This window comes from Marinobacter sp. LV10R520-4, from assembly GCF_002563815.1.
Lineage (GTDB): Bacteria > Pseudomonadota > Gammaproteobacteria > Pseudomonadales > Oleiphilaceae > Marinobacter.
In genome coordinates, this window is sequence record NZ_PDJM01000001.1 from 1 (window position 1) to 15357 (window position 15357).

Genomic DNA, 15357 nt, shown 5'->3' on the forward strand with positions numbered 1-15357 from the left:
ATACGCTTTGTAGCGCGTATGAACACTGAAAAGTGCGCATAACAAGAAAGCGTCTTTTCCAATGGCATCAGGAGATGACCGACAATGACTGTAGATCACCAAACGTTATGACGTCGTCGTAGTTGGCGGCGGCGTAAATGGTACAGGCATCGCAATGGACGCCGCCGGCCGAGGCTTGAAAGTACTGCTTTGCGAAATGAATGATTTAGCTTCGGCAACGTCATCCAGCAGCAGCAAGCTTATTCACGGCGGACTGCGTTATCTGGAACACTATGAATTTCGCCTGGTGCAAAAAGCACTGGCCGAGCGCGAGTCTCTTTTGCGCAATTCTCCTCACATCATGTGGCCCATGCGCTTCCGCTTGCCACACCGGTCGCACTTACGCCCCGCGTGGATGATTCGCGCAGGTTTGTTTCTTTATGACCATTTGGCCAAGCGGGAAATTTTGCCCGGCTCCAAGTCAATCCGTTTTGACGAGTCCGGTCCGTTAAAACCGGATATTACCCGCGGCTTTGAATATTCTGATGGCTGGGTAGACGACGCACGGCTGGTGATACTGACCGCTAAAAAAGCCCAGCAGTCCGGCGCCACCATTTTGACTCGCACCAAGTGCGTAAACGCTGAACGCGGTCGCGACGAATGGCAAATTACCCTTCGTGACACCGACACAAACGCAGATCAGATAATTTCTGCCAAGTGCATCGTGAACGCCTCTGGCCCCTGGGTAAGCTCGTTGTTTGGCGAGAGCCTGTCGATGCCGGCACCGAAGATGATCCGCATGGTAAAAGGCAGCCACATTGTTGTACCCCGCCTGAACCAGGAAGAAGAAGCCTATATTCTTCAAAACGAAGACGACCGCATTGTGTTCGTGATTCCTTACGAAGATAACTTCTCGCTGATTGGCACCACTGACGTGGAATACGAAGGCGACCCGAAGAAGGCCAAAATCTCACCGGAAGAAACCACCTATTTGCTAAAAATTGTGAACGAGCACTTCAAGCGACAGCTGAAACCTTCTGACGTGGTCTGGTCTTATTCGGGCGTGCGCCCGCTGATGGACGGCGAAGAAGAGAACGCACAGAAAGCCTCCGCGACTACACCTTTGAAGTCAGCGAAGAGAAAAACAAAGCGCCGTTGATTTCGGTGTTTGGTGGCAAAATCACCACCTATCGCAAACTGGCGGAAGCGGCCACCGATAAAATTTGCCACTTCTTCAAAAACAACCGGGGCCATTGGACAAAGACTGCCGTACTTCCGGGTGGCGACTTTGATAACCAGATTAATCTGGCCGCTGCGCTCAATGAGACCTATCCCTGGTTGCCAGAAAACCTGGTCAGCCGCTACGTGCGCACCTACGGCACAACCTCACGGGATATTCTGAGCAACTGCGCTAGCGTAGACGATCTTGGCAAGCACTTCGTGGGCACGCTCTATGAGAAAGAAGTAGAGCACCTGATCAACAACGAATGGGCCATGACCTCCGAAGACATCCTCTGGCGCCGCACCAAGCAAGGACTCTACGCATCAGACAGCGAAGTTGAGGCATTGGACAGCTACCTGGCAGACAGGGCAGCAGCTTAAAGCAGTAAACCTTCTCCACCACAGTGCCTGGTATTCTTTCAGGCACTTTTCTCCGGCCGGATTGTTCCGCCCGGAGCTTTTTTTTGCCTGATATTCAGACAAAATTCAGGCAAAAAAAAAGACTGAGAACCCCACTCAGTCTTTTTCCACTTCTTTGAAGGGTTCTGATAACAGAACCCTTCCTTCTTCAAACCATCGGCATTAGAACGTTAGCTGTGAGCCAAAGATGATGGCGTTGTATTCGCCTTCACCGTTTCCTGTGCCAAGAGTCGTGTACTCAGCCAACAAAGTGAAGTTGTCCGTAGCTGCGTAGCGAGCGAACAACATGGTCAGATCCGTGTCGTTACCGTTGCCGGCTACGATGTCATCTTCACCTTCACCGTAGCTTACGCCCAGCGTGGTCTTGTTGATCTTATACGTTGTCTCAACGTACCACTGGCTCGCATCTTCTTCGTCAGGATCGAAGCGATTGGCAAATACCGCGTTACCTGTGCCTGAGGTCATCGAGTAGTTACCACGAACGGCCAGGTCCCCCAATGAAACAGAACCACCAAAGTCAATACCGGACATGGTGTAGTCTTTACCACCGGCTCTAAAGTCTATGTCTTGAGTAAAACCGCTAGACCATAACGAGAAGTTGTCTGCAGTGTAAACCACATTGGCCTCAATACGCGGCATGGTGTATTCAGCACTGTTAAACCCATCAATAGCAGCCTGCTCAGCTGGTGTCAGATTATTTGCGTCAAGAGCTGCCGGAACATCCTTATCACCTAACTTCGACGGGCTGAATAAGCCCACTTTAAATTGCAGGCCACCAAAATCATTCGATGTGTAGATCACTCGCGGCGTAAAGTTCGCATAGAAATAGCCGTTACCGATGCGCCCAGCAGTGGCTGTATCTGTGTCCGGGCCACCGATCAAACCGACACCCAAACCGCTGCCGTTATCACCGATAGCTGGTGTTCCGAAAATACCAAAACCCTTACCGATGTTAACGGTACCAAAGTTACCAGCTACAGCAATTTCAGACACCCGGCTACGGAAATCGTCGTCCGCATCACCCGGCGCTAGGTTAGCATTCATCTGGAAGTGGCCAGACACCTGAAGACCGTTCATCTCCGGAGCGTAAATGTTGGTTTGCAGTGTTGCCGGATTAAAACCTGTGGTGATAGTAAATGAATCTTCGTCAGTCGGTTCGTCATAATTGCCAAAAACAGCAAAAACCGGCAAGTGGCCATTAACACCCACTTTCCAACCGTTATCAGATTCAAATGAAACCTCCGCCATTGCCGGTGAGGCCATCCCTGCTACCATAAGTGACAGCGCAGCCGCCAAAGGCGCCTTGCGTAGTGGACGACGGCTGGGAGTATCCGCAAATGCGTTTTTATCGATCATGTCAGCTTCCTGTTGTTATTAGTGCCAGATCTCAAGCTGCTGTACCGTTGCAGCGCCGGCGGCGCTCCCTTGGGTGCAAGCACAACAGCCCGATTCGTGAACGAATATTGTGCTTTCGTTTTTAATCAGAATATTCGGACACAACAAATCTAACCCCTCGAATGACAAAATGGAAAGTTTTTGATCGAAGTTATTTCGCTTTGCGTGACTTTAGATGCGCTAACTGCCCATTGAAATCACATTAAAATATTGTTCTATAAGTACTTATCGAAAACTAAAAAAATTGAAATAAATTCGTTAGCGAACTTACTAATAACGCGTTTTAAATAGTTTTGTGCGAAAACAAACATAGCCGCAGCGCATCCAACCAAACAGTTCACGGGTCATGGCCGTGATGAGATGCTGCCAGGTTCATTTTGATTATTTCGGCTATGAACGTAGTTTTACGTTCGATTTCTAACATTTTACGGGTTTCAGTGTTCATTTTTTTGCGTTTTGTTGATACATTTACTACATCAGGTATATTTCCGAATAAAAACCATCCGTTCAGGAGTAAGAATATGACCATCCGAATCGCAATTAACGGGTTTGGCCGCATTGGCCGCAACACGCTTCGCGCTCTTTACGAGAACAATTATCGCGAGCAGATGCAGGTGGTCGCTATTAATGACCTGGGCGATGCCGAAACCAACGCTCACCTGCTCAAGTATGACAGTGTTCACGGGCGCTTTGCTGCCGACGTAAGCCACGATGCCGACTCCCTCAGCGTAAACGGCGACCGCATTGCCATCAGCGCAATCCGCAACCCCGCCGACCTGCCGTGGAAAGAACTGGGCGTAGACGTAGTACTGGAATGCACGGGGCTGTTCACCCACGAGGAAAAAAGCCGCAAAAGCATTTACAAGCTGGCGCCCGCAAGGTGATTATTTCTGCACCCAGCCAGACGCCGACGCTATGGTGGTTTTCGGTGTAAACGACCAGATTCTGAACGCCGACCATCACATTATTTCCAACGCCTCCTGCACCACTAACTGCCTGGCACCCATCGCCGAAGCTTTGAACAGCGCGGTCGGAATTGAAAGCGGATTGATGACCACCATTCACTCCTACACCAACGACCAGAATCTGAGCGACGTGTACCATTCAGACCTGTACCGCGCGCGCTCGGCCACCCAGTCGATGATCCCTACCAAAACCGGTGCGGCCGCCGCGATGGTAAAATCATTCCGGCACTGAACGGCAAGCTGGACGGCCTGGCGATTCGTGTGCCGACCATTAATGTATCGCTGGTCGACTTTGGTTTTATCGCGAACCGCGACACCTCCGTAGAGGAAGTCAACGCAGCGGTAAAATCCGCGGCTGACAAAAACAGCGTACTGGGGTATAACCAGGAAAAACTGGTCAGCGTTGATTTTAACCACGACGCGCGTTCGAGTATTTTTGATGCCAACCACACGCGCGTGATCGGGCGTCATGTAAAAGTCATGGCTTGGTATGATAATGAGTGGGGTTTCTCGAACCGAATGCTGGATAATGCTGCTGCACTGATCAAAGCCAGCCAGTGAAGCCACAAGCCGACAACCAGCCTGATCGCGGAAGCGAAACACCTTCACATACTAATAGGACACCCACTATGCTCCGGCGTACAAAAATTGTTGCCACCCTTGGTCCCGCTACCGACAGCCCCGAATCTTTGGGCGCTATTATTGCTGCAGGTGTCGACGTTACCCGCCTGAACTTTTCCCACGGCACGGCGGAAGATCATGAAAGCGCGCGCGCCTGGTGCGCGACACCGCCAAGGCCCAGGGCCGTTTTGTCGCTATCATGGCCGACCTGCAAGGGCCAAAATTGCGCATTGCCCGCTTTCGCGACAATAAAGTCACCCTGACCGCCGGCCAAACCTTTGTGCTGGATGCCACCATGGACAAAGACGCTGGCACCTCCGATTGCGTCGGCATCGATTACGAACAGCTGATTCGCGATGTAAAACCCGGTGACATTCTGGTGTTGGACGACGGCCGCATCGAAATGCAAATAGACGCGGTAGACGATCACAGCATCACTTCCACGGTTCTGATCGGTGGGCCCCTATCTAACAACAAGGGTCTGAACAAGCGCGGTGGCGGCCTGTCAGCTGAGGCCCTGACCGAGAAAGACAAGCAAGACATCGTTACCGCCGCCAAACTGGGCGCGGATTATGTTGCTGTTTCTTTCGTTCGCAACGCCGAAGACATGCACACGGCCCGTCGTTTGCTGAAAGAAGTCGGCTCTGAAGCGGGGCTGGTGGCAAAAAATTGAACGCGCCGAGCTGGCCCACGATGACGCCGCACTGGATGCGGTCATCGAAGCGTCTGACGTGGTCATGGTTGCCCGCGCGATCTGGCAGTGGAAATCGGCGATGCCGAACTGGTCGGTGTGCAAAAGCACATTATCAGCGCGCGCGGATTCTTAACCGCGCGGTGATTACCGCCACCCAGATGATGGAGTCGATGATCACCAACCCCATGCCCACCCGCGCCGAAGTGTCGGATGTGGCTAACGCGGTGATGGATTACACAGACGCCGTGATGTTGTCGGCAGAAACCGCTGTGGAGATTATCCGGTGGAAGCGGTATCCGCCATGGTACGAATTTGTATTGGTGCGGAGAAACACCCTTCCATGCACCAGTCCAAACACCGGATGCACGAATCCATGGGTCGGGTAGATGAAGCCATTGCTCTTTCTACTATGTACGCGGCCAATCACCTGAACGGTATAGCCGCGATCATCTGCCTGACCGAAACCGGTGCAACCCCGCGACTGATGTCTCGCATCAAGTCCAGCCTGCCGATTTACGCGTTTTCACGCCATCACAACCACCCAGCACCGGGTAGTAATGTACCGTGGCGTGCAAACCGTGCCCTTTGATGCCGCCAACTTTGCGGCGGAAGACACCATAACCAGGCGGTTGAGGAACTGGTGAAGCAAAGCGTGGTGAAAGGACGGCGATCTGGTTATCATCACCAAAGGCAACTTTACCAATGCCCAAGGCGGCACCAACTCCATGCAAATTCTGCGGGTAGGTGAACACCTGCATTAAAAAATGCGGGTTATTCAGAATTAAAAAACGCCAGCTTGCTGGCGTTTTTAGCGTTTCAAAGTCTTGCCGCGTGAACTTTAAGCGTGAGCTGAGCCTAGTCCGAATTTCTCGGCAATGGGGACACGAGGTTATCCACACACGCCCGATATCCTAAACACCTAATAGCTTCATGAAATACTGTTTCCCAGCGATTGACGCCTACTTATAGAAGAACTATCGTTTGGAATTGAGTAATTTCCCGATTACATTAAATAATGTCTAAAAACGTCAAAAATCGGACCTAAGAGGAAACTCATGAGTGAGTCAACTAATTGCAAGTCCGTGTTGGCCTCCACTGTCAGGCACCCCGCAGTGACGCTGCCACCCCTGAGGGCTCGGTTTGTAGCATTGTTGACAGTGCTAGTATTGGCGACTTTTCCCGCGATCACCTTTGCGCAATCATCGTGCCCTGGCATTCACGTGAAGATTCTGGACATCAGGAACAGCACTGGAGCAGTAGCTTGCGCGCTTTTCAAAACGTCAGAGGGCTTTCCTACTGAGTTTCTGCAGTCAGCGACCAATATCATAATGACGAAGGTGCAGGATACGGAGGCGCGTTGCGATTTGTAGACATACCGCCGGGGACTTATTCCCTTGCCGTCATTCAATGATGAAAATATGGACGGCAAGCTTGGCACCAACGGCATAGGAATCCCCACGGAAGGCTACGGGTTTCAAACGGTGCAAGCGCCTTCATGGGTGCGCCTTCGTTCGAAGCAGCCCGCTTTCCGTACGAAGGGGGAAACTTAGATCTGACCATCAGCTGAATTACTGAGTTACACCTATCGTGTTCCGTGAAATGTGGGGTCTGACCCATTCTCACGTGATGCCCGATCCGACGCTCGCCTCATCAGAGCCCGCGATGGCTGCAGGGAAACTACAGTGCAGACTCCAGCGGCGGTACTTGCTGGTGCAAAAACCACTTTCGGTCACCACTTTGCGTGTAAACCACTGGGACCGCATCAGGCCGCTGGCCAGGGGCAGCTTTACCCAGTCGGGGATTTGCCAGCTGGATTGATCGTTCAGGGCGCGGGTGCCAAAGCGCTCGGAAATCGCCTCGCCGTATCGCTCCAGATTGCGGGCTGATACATCAGACACTTGCCGGATCACGTTTGCGGCTATTAATGCCGATTCAATGGCGGGACGAATACCTTCGCCACTTTGGGTATACGCGAGGCCAGCGGCATCGCCAATCAACATTACGCCGTCATCTACCAACGGCCGCTCTGCGTGCGCATACAACAGGTAGGCATGACCCTTGAACCGCCCTGGGAGGTCTGCGGGAACGCGACCCTGGGCTTTCATGTCGTCAACAAAGTCATTGAGGTGATCCGTCAGCTTGTGACTGTCCTCACGACCAAGGCCGATATTCAGAAAGTTGCCCTTGCGGAATACCCAGGCATAGCCTTTCAGGTCACGGCAGAACCAGAGTTCCGGTGTATCGCCCCGGGCCTGGCAGGCGCTGGCCTGGGCGGGGGTCATTTCGAACTCGATTTCTTTTGCGGCTACCACGGTTTCATGGCTGCCGGGGCCGTGTCCCAGTTTTTTGGCGACGGGACAGAAATGACCGCCCGCTCCAATCAATAGTGGGGCTTCAAAGGTGTCGTTGATCACCCAGTTGCGGCCTTTCTGCTCGATGGATTTAACCGGAGTGTTCAACTGCTTGCTGGCGCTCACCCGGTCCAACAGATAGGCATCGAACTCACAGCGGCGAATACCGTAACTGACCGTTTCACCATGATCGTTGTCGACAGGAGCCTGACCCATCATACCGATTCGGAAAGCACTGATGGGCTGTAAGGTTCGCCCTCGGGCGTAATCGTCCTGATCGATTTCCAGCGTATCCATCACGGCCGGCGTCACCCAGCCAGCACAGGTTTTATCCCGCGGAAAATTCTGCTTGTCGATTATCAGCACCCGTTTACCGCTTTTTTCCAGCGACCAGGCCAGGGTTGATCCCGCAGGGCCGCCGCCAATAACGATGATGTCATAGTGATCCATGGATGGGCTCCATATCTGCTAGGCCTCCGGCGCAGCGGGAAAGCTGTAGAGATGTTTGCGGGTCGGGAGCAGGTTGTTGTTATCCCCGTGGGTGAACACAACCTGGAACAGTTGCAGAGAGCCCGCCCGGAAGGCCGCAGTAGAGCCCGCCAGATACATGTGCCACGCCCTGGTGAAGTGCGCGTCATACAGCTCGGTGACCTGGTCCTGAACACTTTCAAATCGTTTCATCCAGTGCTCCAGGGTGGCGGCGTAGTGCAACCGCAGGTTCTCTACGTCCAGCACCGAGAAATCGCCGCTCTCACAAATGCTCATGAACTCGCCGATGCTGGGTGGGTAGGCGCCGGGGAAAATACGCTTCTCAATCCAGGCATTCATCAACATCGGGCGGTTTCGACGATACTGTGCAGCAGCGCCATACCCTCTGGTTTAAGGGAACGACGAATCACCCGGGCCATCTCGCCGTAATGGTCCTTGCCCACATGCTCCAGCATGCCGATAGAAACAAACGCGTCGTACTGGCCCTCGATGTTACGGTAGTCGTCCTCAATGTATTCGATCAGATGGCTCAGGCCTTGTTTTTCAGCCTCCGCGCGCGCAAAGGCCAATTGCTCCCGAGAGATGTTGTAGGCGTGGACTTTGACACCGTATTGGCGGGCCATATACCGTGCCAGGCCGCCCCATCCACAGCCAGCCTCGACCACGGTCTGGCCGGGTTGGAGCCGCAACTTCCGGCAAACGTGTTCCAGCTTTGCCAGCTGTGCCTGCTCCAGGGACAGGTCCGGGCTTTCGTAGTAGGCGCAGGTGTACTGCATTTCGGCGTGGTCGAGCCAGAGCTTATAAAACTCGTTGCCAAGGTCGTAGTGGTGGTGAATGTTCTCCCTGGCATCTGAAACGCTGGTAGAGCGGGGGTTATGGTTGCGCCATGCAGCTTCAAGCCATTTTGGCCACTTTTCCCTGGCTTTGTGCACAGTTCGATACAGCGCTGTCATCAGGTCTGACAGATCCCCTTCAACTTTTAACCGCCCGGAGCTGTAGAGGTCACCGAAGGCGAGGTTGGGGTTGCTGACCAATTGATAGAGGGCTTTGGGATCGGCCAGCCGGAGGGTAAAACTGGCGATGATGAGGTCCGATTCAATGATTTCGTCATTCCAAAGCTGAAAGCGAACGGGCGGATTGCCTGCCATTCTCAACAACTTCGCGATCAGCCAGCGTTCGTAACTGTGGGGCTTGCGATCCGTGCCTTCCTCTGGAACCGCTATAGATAACTTATGGGGCCGGTTAGACGGTTGCTCCTGCAGGGTGTCTGCTTTCCTGGTGCTCTGGCTCATAGATCCTCTCGCTCCCTGATGCTTGCTGGCATTCACTTGTTCGGTACGTCTCACGTAAATGCGCCCAATATAGCCACTTCCCGAAACATACCGATGACACCCAGTGTCAGTATAGAAAACAGGCGGGTTTTGTCACGTAATTCCCCTTTTTCAGTTGCTAGGGAAAAGCGACCATTTTCCCCTGGCTTTCATCCCACAGCTTGAGCCCGAAAGCCGCCAGGCTCTGCCTGCTTATACTGTTCTACCGTTAACAACGTACCCGCACCTATAACAGCGTCAGGAAGCGCTTTGCGCAGAGCACGAATCGCATCCAGACCGTATTCACTGCGCAGAGTAATCTCAAACACCGTGAGACCACCCTGCATCAACGCCTCGCATAGGGGCACGGCGGTGCCTGGGTGATTAATGGTGATCACCGGCAGCAACGGCGACAGACGGACGAAGTCGTCTAGCCGTTGGCGCTGTGCGTGAGCTTGGGCATTCATCAATAAAGTCACTGTGCAGGACTCCAAAAAATGTGCAAACCCGACCGCAGAAACGCGCGGATTGGCATTTGCGCCCAGTTATCAGGTTCGGCCAGCGCCTTAGTCAGAGTGGCTAGCTTGTCGTCGCCCTGAATGTGCAGAAAGCAATCACAGGCGCCGGCAATGGCGCTTCGGGTCAGGGTGATTCGCGCCTGGGCTTGTTGGGGTGGTGTTATCGCGGCCAATTTGCTGCCGTTTTGCTCCGCCATGGCGGCGGCCAGTTCCGGCGCATCAGGAAACAAGGACGCAGTATGGCCGTCGTTGCCCATTCCCAGCACCACCACGTCCAGCGGCCAGCTCACGGCTTCAAGGCGTTGGCAAACTGCTCCCAGGCCAGCCGACGGGCTTGGGGCGTTATCATACAGTGGGTGAAAACGCGCCACCGCAGCCCTCCCCTGCAACATATGCTGGCGTATCTGGGCGCTGTTGCTGTCGGGGTGCGACGGCTCAACACAACGTTCGTCTACCTGCACGATGTCTATCCGCTGCCAGTCCAGTTCTTGCTGGGCCAAAGCCTTAAACAGCAAAACCGGTGTACTGCCGCCAGACAACGCCAAACTGGCCCGCGGCGCTGCGTGAAGACGTTGGCGAAGAAGCAACGCAATCTGCTCTGCCAGTTTCCGGGCAAGGTCGGCGGGCGTTGCCGCCGAATGCCAAAATACGCCATTGGGTAATAAGGGTTTAGACATCTTCATACCAGCTTCGTCCGTCACGGGTTATTAACGCTACCGACGCCACCGGCCCCCAACCACCTGCAGCGTAACGTTTTGGTGGCTCGCCACTGTCTTGCCAGTTGGTGATGATCTGGTCTATCCAGCGCCAGGCGTGTTCAACTTCGTCGCGGCGCACAAACAGGTACTGGTGGCCTTTCATGACTTCCCACAGCAGCCGCTCATAGGCTTCAGGGATACGAACCTTGGCAAACGTTTCGGCGAAGGTCAGTTCCAGCGGCCCTTGGCGCAGGCGCATGCCTTTATCAAGGCCCTGGTCTTTGGTCAATATTTTCAGCGCCATACCTTCGTCTGGCTGCAGGCGAATAATCAATTTATTGTTGGCCAGATGTTTCTGGTCCGGGTCAAATATGTAATGCGGTGCCGGTTTGAAATGAATCACAATCTGGGAAAATTTTTCCGGCAGCCGTTTACCGGTGCGGATATAAAATGGTACTCCGGACCAGCGCCAGTTATCGATTTCTACTTTCAAGGCGACAAAGGTTTCAGTGTCACTGGATTTATCGGCGCCTTGTTCATCAAGGTATCCCGGCACCGCTTTACCCTCGCTGGAGCCTGCGGTGTACTGCCCGCGCACCGCATAATGTTCCATCATGGCGGGCGTGATTTTGCGCAGGGCTTTCAGCACTTTCACTTTTTCATCGCGAATGCTGTCTGCTGACAAATCAGACGGCGGATCCATGGCAATCAGACACAGCAGCTGCAACAGATGGTTCTGAATCATGTCGCGCAGCTGCCCGGCCTTGTCAAAATAGCCCCAGCGCCCTTCAATACCCAGGCTTTCTGCCACGGTGATTTCCACGTGGGAAATGTGGTTCTGATCCCACTGGGAGGCAAAAAGATTGTTGGCGAAACGCAGGGCAATCAGATTTTGTACGGTCTCTTTGCCCAGATAATGGTCAATGCGGAACAGCTCGCTTTCAGAGTACACCTCGGCCAAGGCATCGTTAATGACCCGCGACGATTGCAAGTCATGGCCAATGGGCTTCTCAACCACCACCCGAATGTTCTCACTGCAACAGTCGGAATCTCGCAGATTGCGCGCAATCACCCCGTACAACGACGGTGGTGTAGCCATGTACACAATCAGATTGTTATTGACGCTGTCACGCCAACCGTTCAATTCCGGGTAACTCTCGCGGCAACTGAAATCAAGGCTGCGGTATTCCACCCGCTGTAACAGGCGCTCTACAATTGCCTGTTCAAACTCTTCATCCGGAACCCGCTGGCGCAAGTTATCGGCAATCTGCTGGCGTACGTCGGCGCTGCTGTGTTCGCGCCGGGCCAGTGCAAGAATACGACTCCCTTCAGCCAGTAATTCCGCGCGCTCAAGCTGGTAGAGCGCCGGAAACAGCTTGCGGTTGGCCAGGTCGCCCAGAGCACCAAAAATCATCAAGTCGCAGCGAGTAGGGTCTGATTTGGTCATTGTAGTAATTTTATCCAATAATCGTCGCTAAAATCGGAGCATCTGATCATTTAACCCCACTTCCGACACTTTTACTACACTACCATTCTGTCAAACAGGGTATAATTTTTAAAATTTGGCATCAAACATTTCGTATCAAACATTTCGCGTTAAACAACGTATTCAGGGAGCTTCAGGCATGGCTGCAACTACCCTCACCCATTCCCGCCGGGATGATAATCTGCTTGAGGATATTCAACAGAGGCTGGAGCAGCTCAACAAATCCGAGCGCAAGGTGGCCGAGGCCATCTTGCGCGACCCCAGCGCCGCAACCCGTTACAGCATTGCCGCGCTGGCGCGGGCGTCTGACGTCAGCGAACCGACGGTAAACCGTTTTTGCCGCGGGTTTTCCGCCACCGGTTTTCCCGACTTCAAGATTCGCTTGGCACAAAGCATTGCCACCGGCACGCCTTATGTTGGCCAGAACGTTGAGCCTGACGACACAGTGGCACAGTTTGCCGACAAGATCATACTCAGTACCATGGCGAGCCTGGATAAGGCGCGCCAGACGCTGGATGCCAAGGCGCTGGCCCAGGCCATCGATTCGCTGATTCAAGCCAAGCAGATCAGCTTTTTTGGTATGGGAGCCTCGGCGTCGGTGGCGATGGACGCCCAGCACAAGTTTTTCCGTTTCAACATACCCGTTACCACCTACGACGACGCCTTGATTCAGCGCATGGTGGCTGCAGGCTCCCACGTGGGCGATGTAATTGTGGCTATCTCTTACACCGGCCGCACCCGGGAAACCGTGGAAATAGCGCAAATTGCCCGGGATAACGGCGCCACGGTCATTGGCATCACCAACCCTCAATCGCCTCTGGCGGCAGTGTCCAGCGTGGTGTTGCCGGTGATTTCGCCGGAAGATACCGAAGTGTATATGCCCATGTCGTCCCGTATTATCCAGCTTACCGTCATCGACATTCTGGCCACCGGGGTGACCTTAAAGCGCGGCCCGGATTTTCTCAGCCACCTGAAAAAAATCAAGGAAAGCCTGCGCCCTACCCGCCTGCCCCTGACGCAACCCTGACCGCCCATGCCCTAAAGCTACTTTGACGTCAGAAACAAAAAAGCCCGAACCGGTTGTCCGGTTCGGGCTTTTTACTGGCCTTAGGCGTCATCCTGCCCTGGCTTTTTCCTGACGTTATTCTAGCTGTGCACTAAACCTGCACTACGGACGCTCCACCTCGGCGTTGTTCCGCAGCCACTGCTGGTAGGCCGTATATTCGCGCTGGCCGTCAAGCGAGGCCAGAAACTCCTGCAGTTGCACGTATTCGGTGCTGTCGGTGTCTACCTCGCCTTCATTCACCTTATCCAGAGCGATGACCACCGCATTGTTACCGCTAACAGTGTGGCCATAACTGACTGTGCCTTCCTGCGGGCGGGGCATCGCATAGACCGTCTGCATAACCCCACCACCCAGCTCCGGCGCACTGCGGGGCTGTTCGCTGTAGGCAGTCCAGCTATCGCCAGCGATATCCTGCAACGACTCACCAGCCTGAAGCTGCGCAGCTATTTCGCTGGCACGGGCAACAAGCGCGGTTCGGGTTTGCTCGGCCTCGAGATTGCCTCGAATAGCGTCTTCTACGCCAACTAGCGGCAGCACCTCGGCCCCGCGATAAACCCGCACGCGGGCAACTACAGCACGATTTTCGGCAACTTCAATCAGCTCGGTGTTGTAGCCACCGTTCAATACGTCTTCCGAAAACAACTGGCGTACCAGTCCGGCATGGTCAAACGGCTCACCGCCGCCGTTGCGGGTAATCTTGTCCGCCTGGCGAAGCTCAAGGCCAAGGTCTGTCGCAGGCCCTTCCAGATTGTCGGCCGCGTAAGCCAAGTCTGCCAGTGTTGTACGTGCCTTGGCATAGGCTTCGCGTGCCTGCTCGCGGGACAAGTCGTCACGCAGCTGCGCGGCAACGTCATCCAGCGCTGGCACGTCTGAACGACGAACGTCGTTCAGCTTGATCAGGTGCACACCAAAGCTGGTGCGCACTGGCTCTGAAACAACGCCGGGTTCGAGGCTGAACAGCGCTTCATCGAAGGCCGGATCGTAAACACCGCGACCGGCAAAGCCGAGATCGCCGCCCTGCTCGCCAGAAACCGTATCAATCGACAGCTCCTGCGCCAGCGCTGCAAAGTCTTCACCGTCAGCCAGGCGCTGCTGGATACTCTCAATAGCGGCGTCCGCATCGGCGGTGTCTTCAATCAGGATATGGGCCGCCCGGCGCTCTTCGCGAGCCAGATCGGCTTCGCGGCTTTGGTAATAAGTCAGGAGCTCTTCGTCACTAATGACGATGGCGTCAGCCAGCGCGTTCAGTGATAACACAACATAACTGACATCGACTTGCTCGGGCTGCTGAAACAGGTTCGGATTGCTGTCGTAAAACGCCTGTATGTCATCGGCGCTGACGTTTACCTGGTCCGCCACGGCACTGGCAGAAATGTTGAGCAGGCGGAAATCACGGGTCTGATTTTGAATCTGCATCAGCCGCGTAATGTTACTGCTGGTGGCAACGCCACTGGCAACGATACCGGCGCGAATCTGGTTTACCACGGTTTGCTCGCGTATGGCGTCGCGGAATTCGCCAACACCCATACCCACATTGCGCACGGTAGCCACAAACTGATCGCGATTGAACTGGCCGTCTACCTGAAACTGGGGCATCTGGGTAATCAGCGCATCAATATCGGCATCAGACAAAGCCAGGCCCTGCCTGTCTGCATCTTGCGCCAACACCTGTTCTTCAATCAGTGCCTGCAGTACGTCGACACGAATCTGATCTTCGTTTAACAACGAAGGATCCGGCCGCTCCATACGGGACAGACGGTTCTGGCTTTCCAGCTGCACCACCCGCAAAAATTCGCGCTCGGTAATGTCTTGGCCATTCACCGTAGCCACTTCCGGTTCGCCACCGAAGCCGCCAATAATGGCGTCCATTCCCCAAACGGAAAGCGATAAAATCAGCAAGCCGATAATAACCTTGGCAATGGTGCCCTGGGCGTTTTCCCGCATATCTTGAAGCATGTGTCTCCCGAATCCCTGTTCAAGGTCGTACTGTGCCAGCGAATGCCGGCGAATTTTTTATCGTCATTGACGCAGATCTGGCGTTGTTAACGTAAATCTTGCGTGGCTAACGTAAAAAGGCGCATTCAGTGTGGAATGCGCCTTTAATATTTCTGGCGCAGCTCCAAAACGCGGAGCTGCCGACGAAA

General features: G+C 54.1%; 12 protein-coding genes and 2 pseudogenes. 6 read left to right on the forward strand and 8 right to left on the reverse strand.

Annotation, left to right across the window (positions count from 1 at the left end):
• Nucleotides 1-154: 154 nt before the first annotated feature.
• Together glpD and ATG98_RS22810 are read left to right on the forward strand one after the other, a co-directional pair.
• A complete protein-coding gene (gene glpD / locus ATG98_RS00005) occupies nucleotides 155-1138 on the forward strand; it encodes a glycerol-3-phosphate dehydrogenase (protein ID WP_323807745.1) in 984 nt (327 codons plus the stop codon).
• Between the two features lie 5 nt (nucleotides 1139-1143).
• Nucleotides 1144-1581, forward strand: coding sequence for a glycerol-3-phosphate dehydrogenase C-terminal domain-containing protein (locus tag ATG98_RS22810; RefSeq protein WP_323807758.1), 438 nt, complete (start codon nucleotides 1144-1146; stop codon nucleotides 1579-1581).
• A 201-nt stretch (nucleotides 1582-1782) separates the two neighbouring features.
• Here the strand turns inward: ATG98_RS22810 and ATG98_RS00010 are convergent, their stop codons facing one another.
• Nucleotides 1783-2976, reverse strand: a complete 1194-nt coding sequence (locus ATG98_RS00010; RefSeq protein WP_098421859.1) for a porin — start codon at nucleotides 2974-2976, stop codon at nucleotides 1783-1785.
• 560 nt (nucleotides 2977-3536) lie between these two features.
• Between ATG98_RS00010 and gap the strand changes: the two are divergent.
• The 3 genes and pseudogenes from gap to ATG98_RS22895 all read left to right on the forward strand — a co-directional run bounded on the left by gap (nucleotide 3537) and on the right by ATG98_RS22895 (nucleotide 6845).
• Nucleotides 3537-4541: pseudogene (gene gap, locus ATG98_RS00015) on the forward strand (type I glyceraldehyde-3-phosphate dehydrogenase).
• A 68-nt stretch (nucleotides 4542-4609) separates the two neighbouring features.
• Nucleotides 4610-6056, forward strand: a pseudogene (gene pyk, locus ATG98_RS00020) (pyruvate kinase).
• 657 nt (nucleotides 6057-6713) lie between these two features.
• Nucleotides 6714-6845, forward strand: a complete 132-nt coding sequence (locus ATG98_RS22895; protein WP_218925819.1) for a DUF2141 domain-containing protein — start codon at nucleotides 6714-6716, stop codon at nucleotides 6843-6845.
• A gap of 69 nt (nucleotides 6846-6914) precedes the next feature.
• On the opposite strand, the gene ATG98_RS00030 is transcribed toward ATG98_RS22895, so the two are convergent.
• The 6 genes from ATG98_RS00030 to zwf form a co-directional block, all read right to left on the reverse strand.
• The gene (locus tag ATG98_RS00030) at nucleotides 6915-8096 is read right to left on the reverse strand and encodes an NAD(P)/FAD-dependent oxidoreductase (protein ID WP_143751416.1); all 1182 of its coding nucleotides are present in this window, start codon (nucleotides 8094-8096) and stop codon (nucleotides 6915-6917) included.
• Nucleotides 8097-8114: 18 nt separating this feature from the next.
• Nucleotides 8115-8480: a class I SAM-dependent methyltransferase gene (locus ATG98_RS22655; RefSeq protein ID WP_267283821.1), complete on the reverse strand. Its 366-nt coding sequence runs from the start codon at nucleotides 8478-8480 to the stop codon at nucleotides 8115-8117.
• Nucleotides 8474-9427, reverse strand: coding sequence for an SAM-dependent methyltransferase (locus ATG98_RS22660; protein WP_267283822.1), 954 nt, complete (start codon nucleotides 9425-9427; stop codon nucleotides 8474-8476). The genes ATG98_RS22655 and ATG98_RS22660 overlap by 7 nt, the downstream gene beginning before the upstream one ends.
• Before the next feature lie 188 nt (nucleotides 9428-9615).
• Complete coding sequence (locus ATG98_RS00040) at nucleotides 9616-9924, reverse strand: hypothetical protein (RefSeq protein ID WP_228705974.1); 309 nt, start codon at nucleotides 9922-9924, stop codon at nucleotides 9616-9618.
• Nucleotides 9921-10646, reverse strand: a complete 726-nt coding sequence (gene pgl, locus ATG98_RS00045; protein ID WP_098421860.1) for a 6-phosphogluconolactonase — start codon at nucleotides 10644-10646, stop codon at nucleotides 9921-9923. Before pgl ends, ATG98_RS00040 begins: the two co-directional genes overlap by 4 nt.
• Nucleotides 10633-12108, reverse strand: a complete 1476-nt coding sequence (gene zwf / locus ATG98_RS00050; RefSeq protein WP_098421861.1) for a glucose-6-phosphate dehydrogenase — start codon at nucleotides 12106-12108, stop codon at nucleotides 10633-10635. Before zwf ends, pgl begins: the two co-directional genes overlap by 14 nt.
• Nucleotides 12109-12286: 178 nt before the next feature.
• Between zwf and ATG98_RS00055 the strand changes: the two genes are divergently transcribed.
• Complete coding sequence (locus ATG98_RS00055) at nucleotides 12287-13174, forward strand: MurR/RpiR family transcriptional regulator (RefSeq protein ID WP_098418933.1); 888 nt, start codon at nucleotides 12287-12289, stop codon at nucleotides 13172-13174.
• Between the two features lie 141 nt (nucleotides 13175-13315).
• On the opposite strand, the gene ATG98_RS00060 is transcribed toward ATG98_RS00055, so the two are convergent.
• Nucleotides 13316-15169: a SurA N-terminal domain-containing protein gene (locus ATG98_RS00060; RefSeq protein WP_098421862.1), complete on the reverse strand. Its 1854-nt coding sequence runs from the start codon at nucleotides 15167-15169 to the stop codon at nucleotides 13316-13318.
• Nucleotides 15170-15357 lie beyond the last annotated feature (188 nt).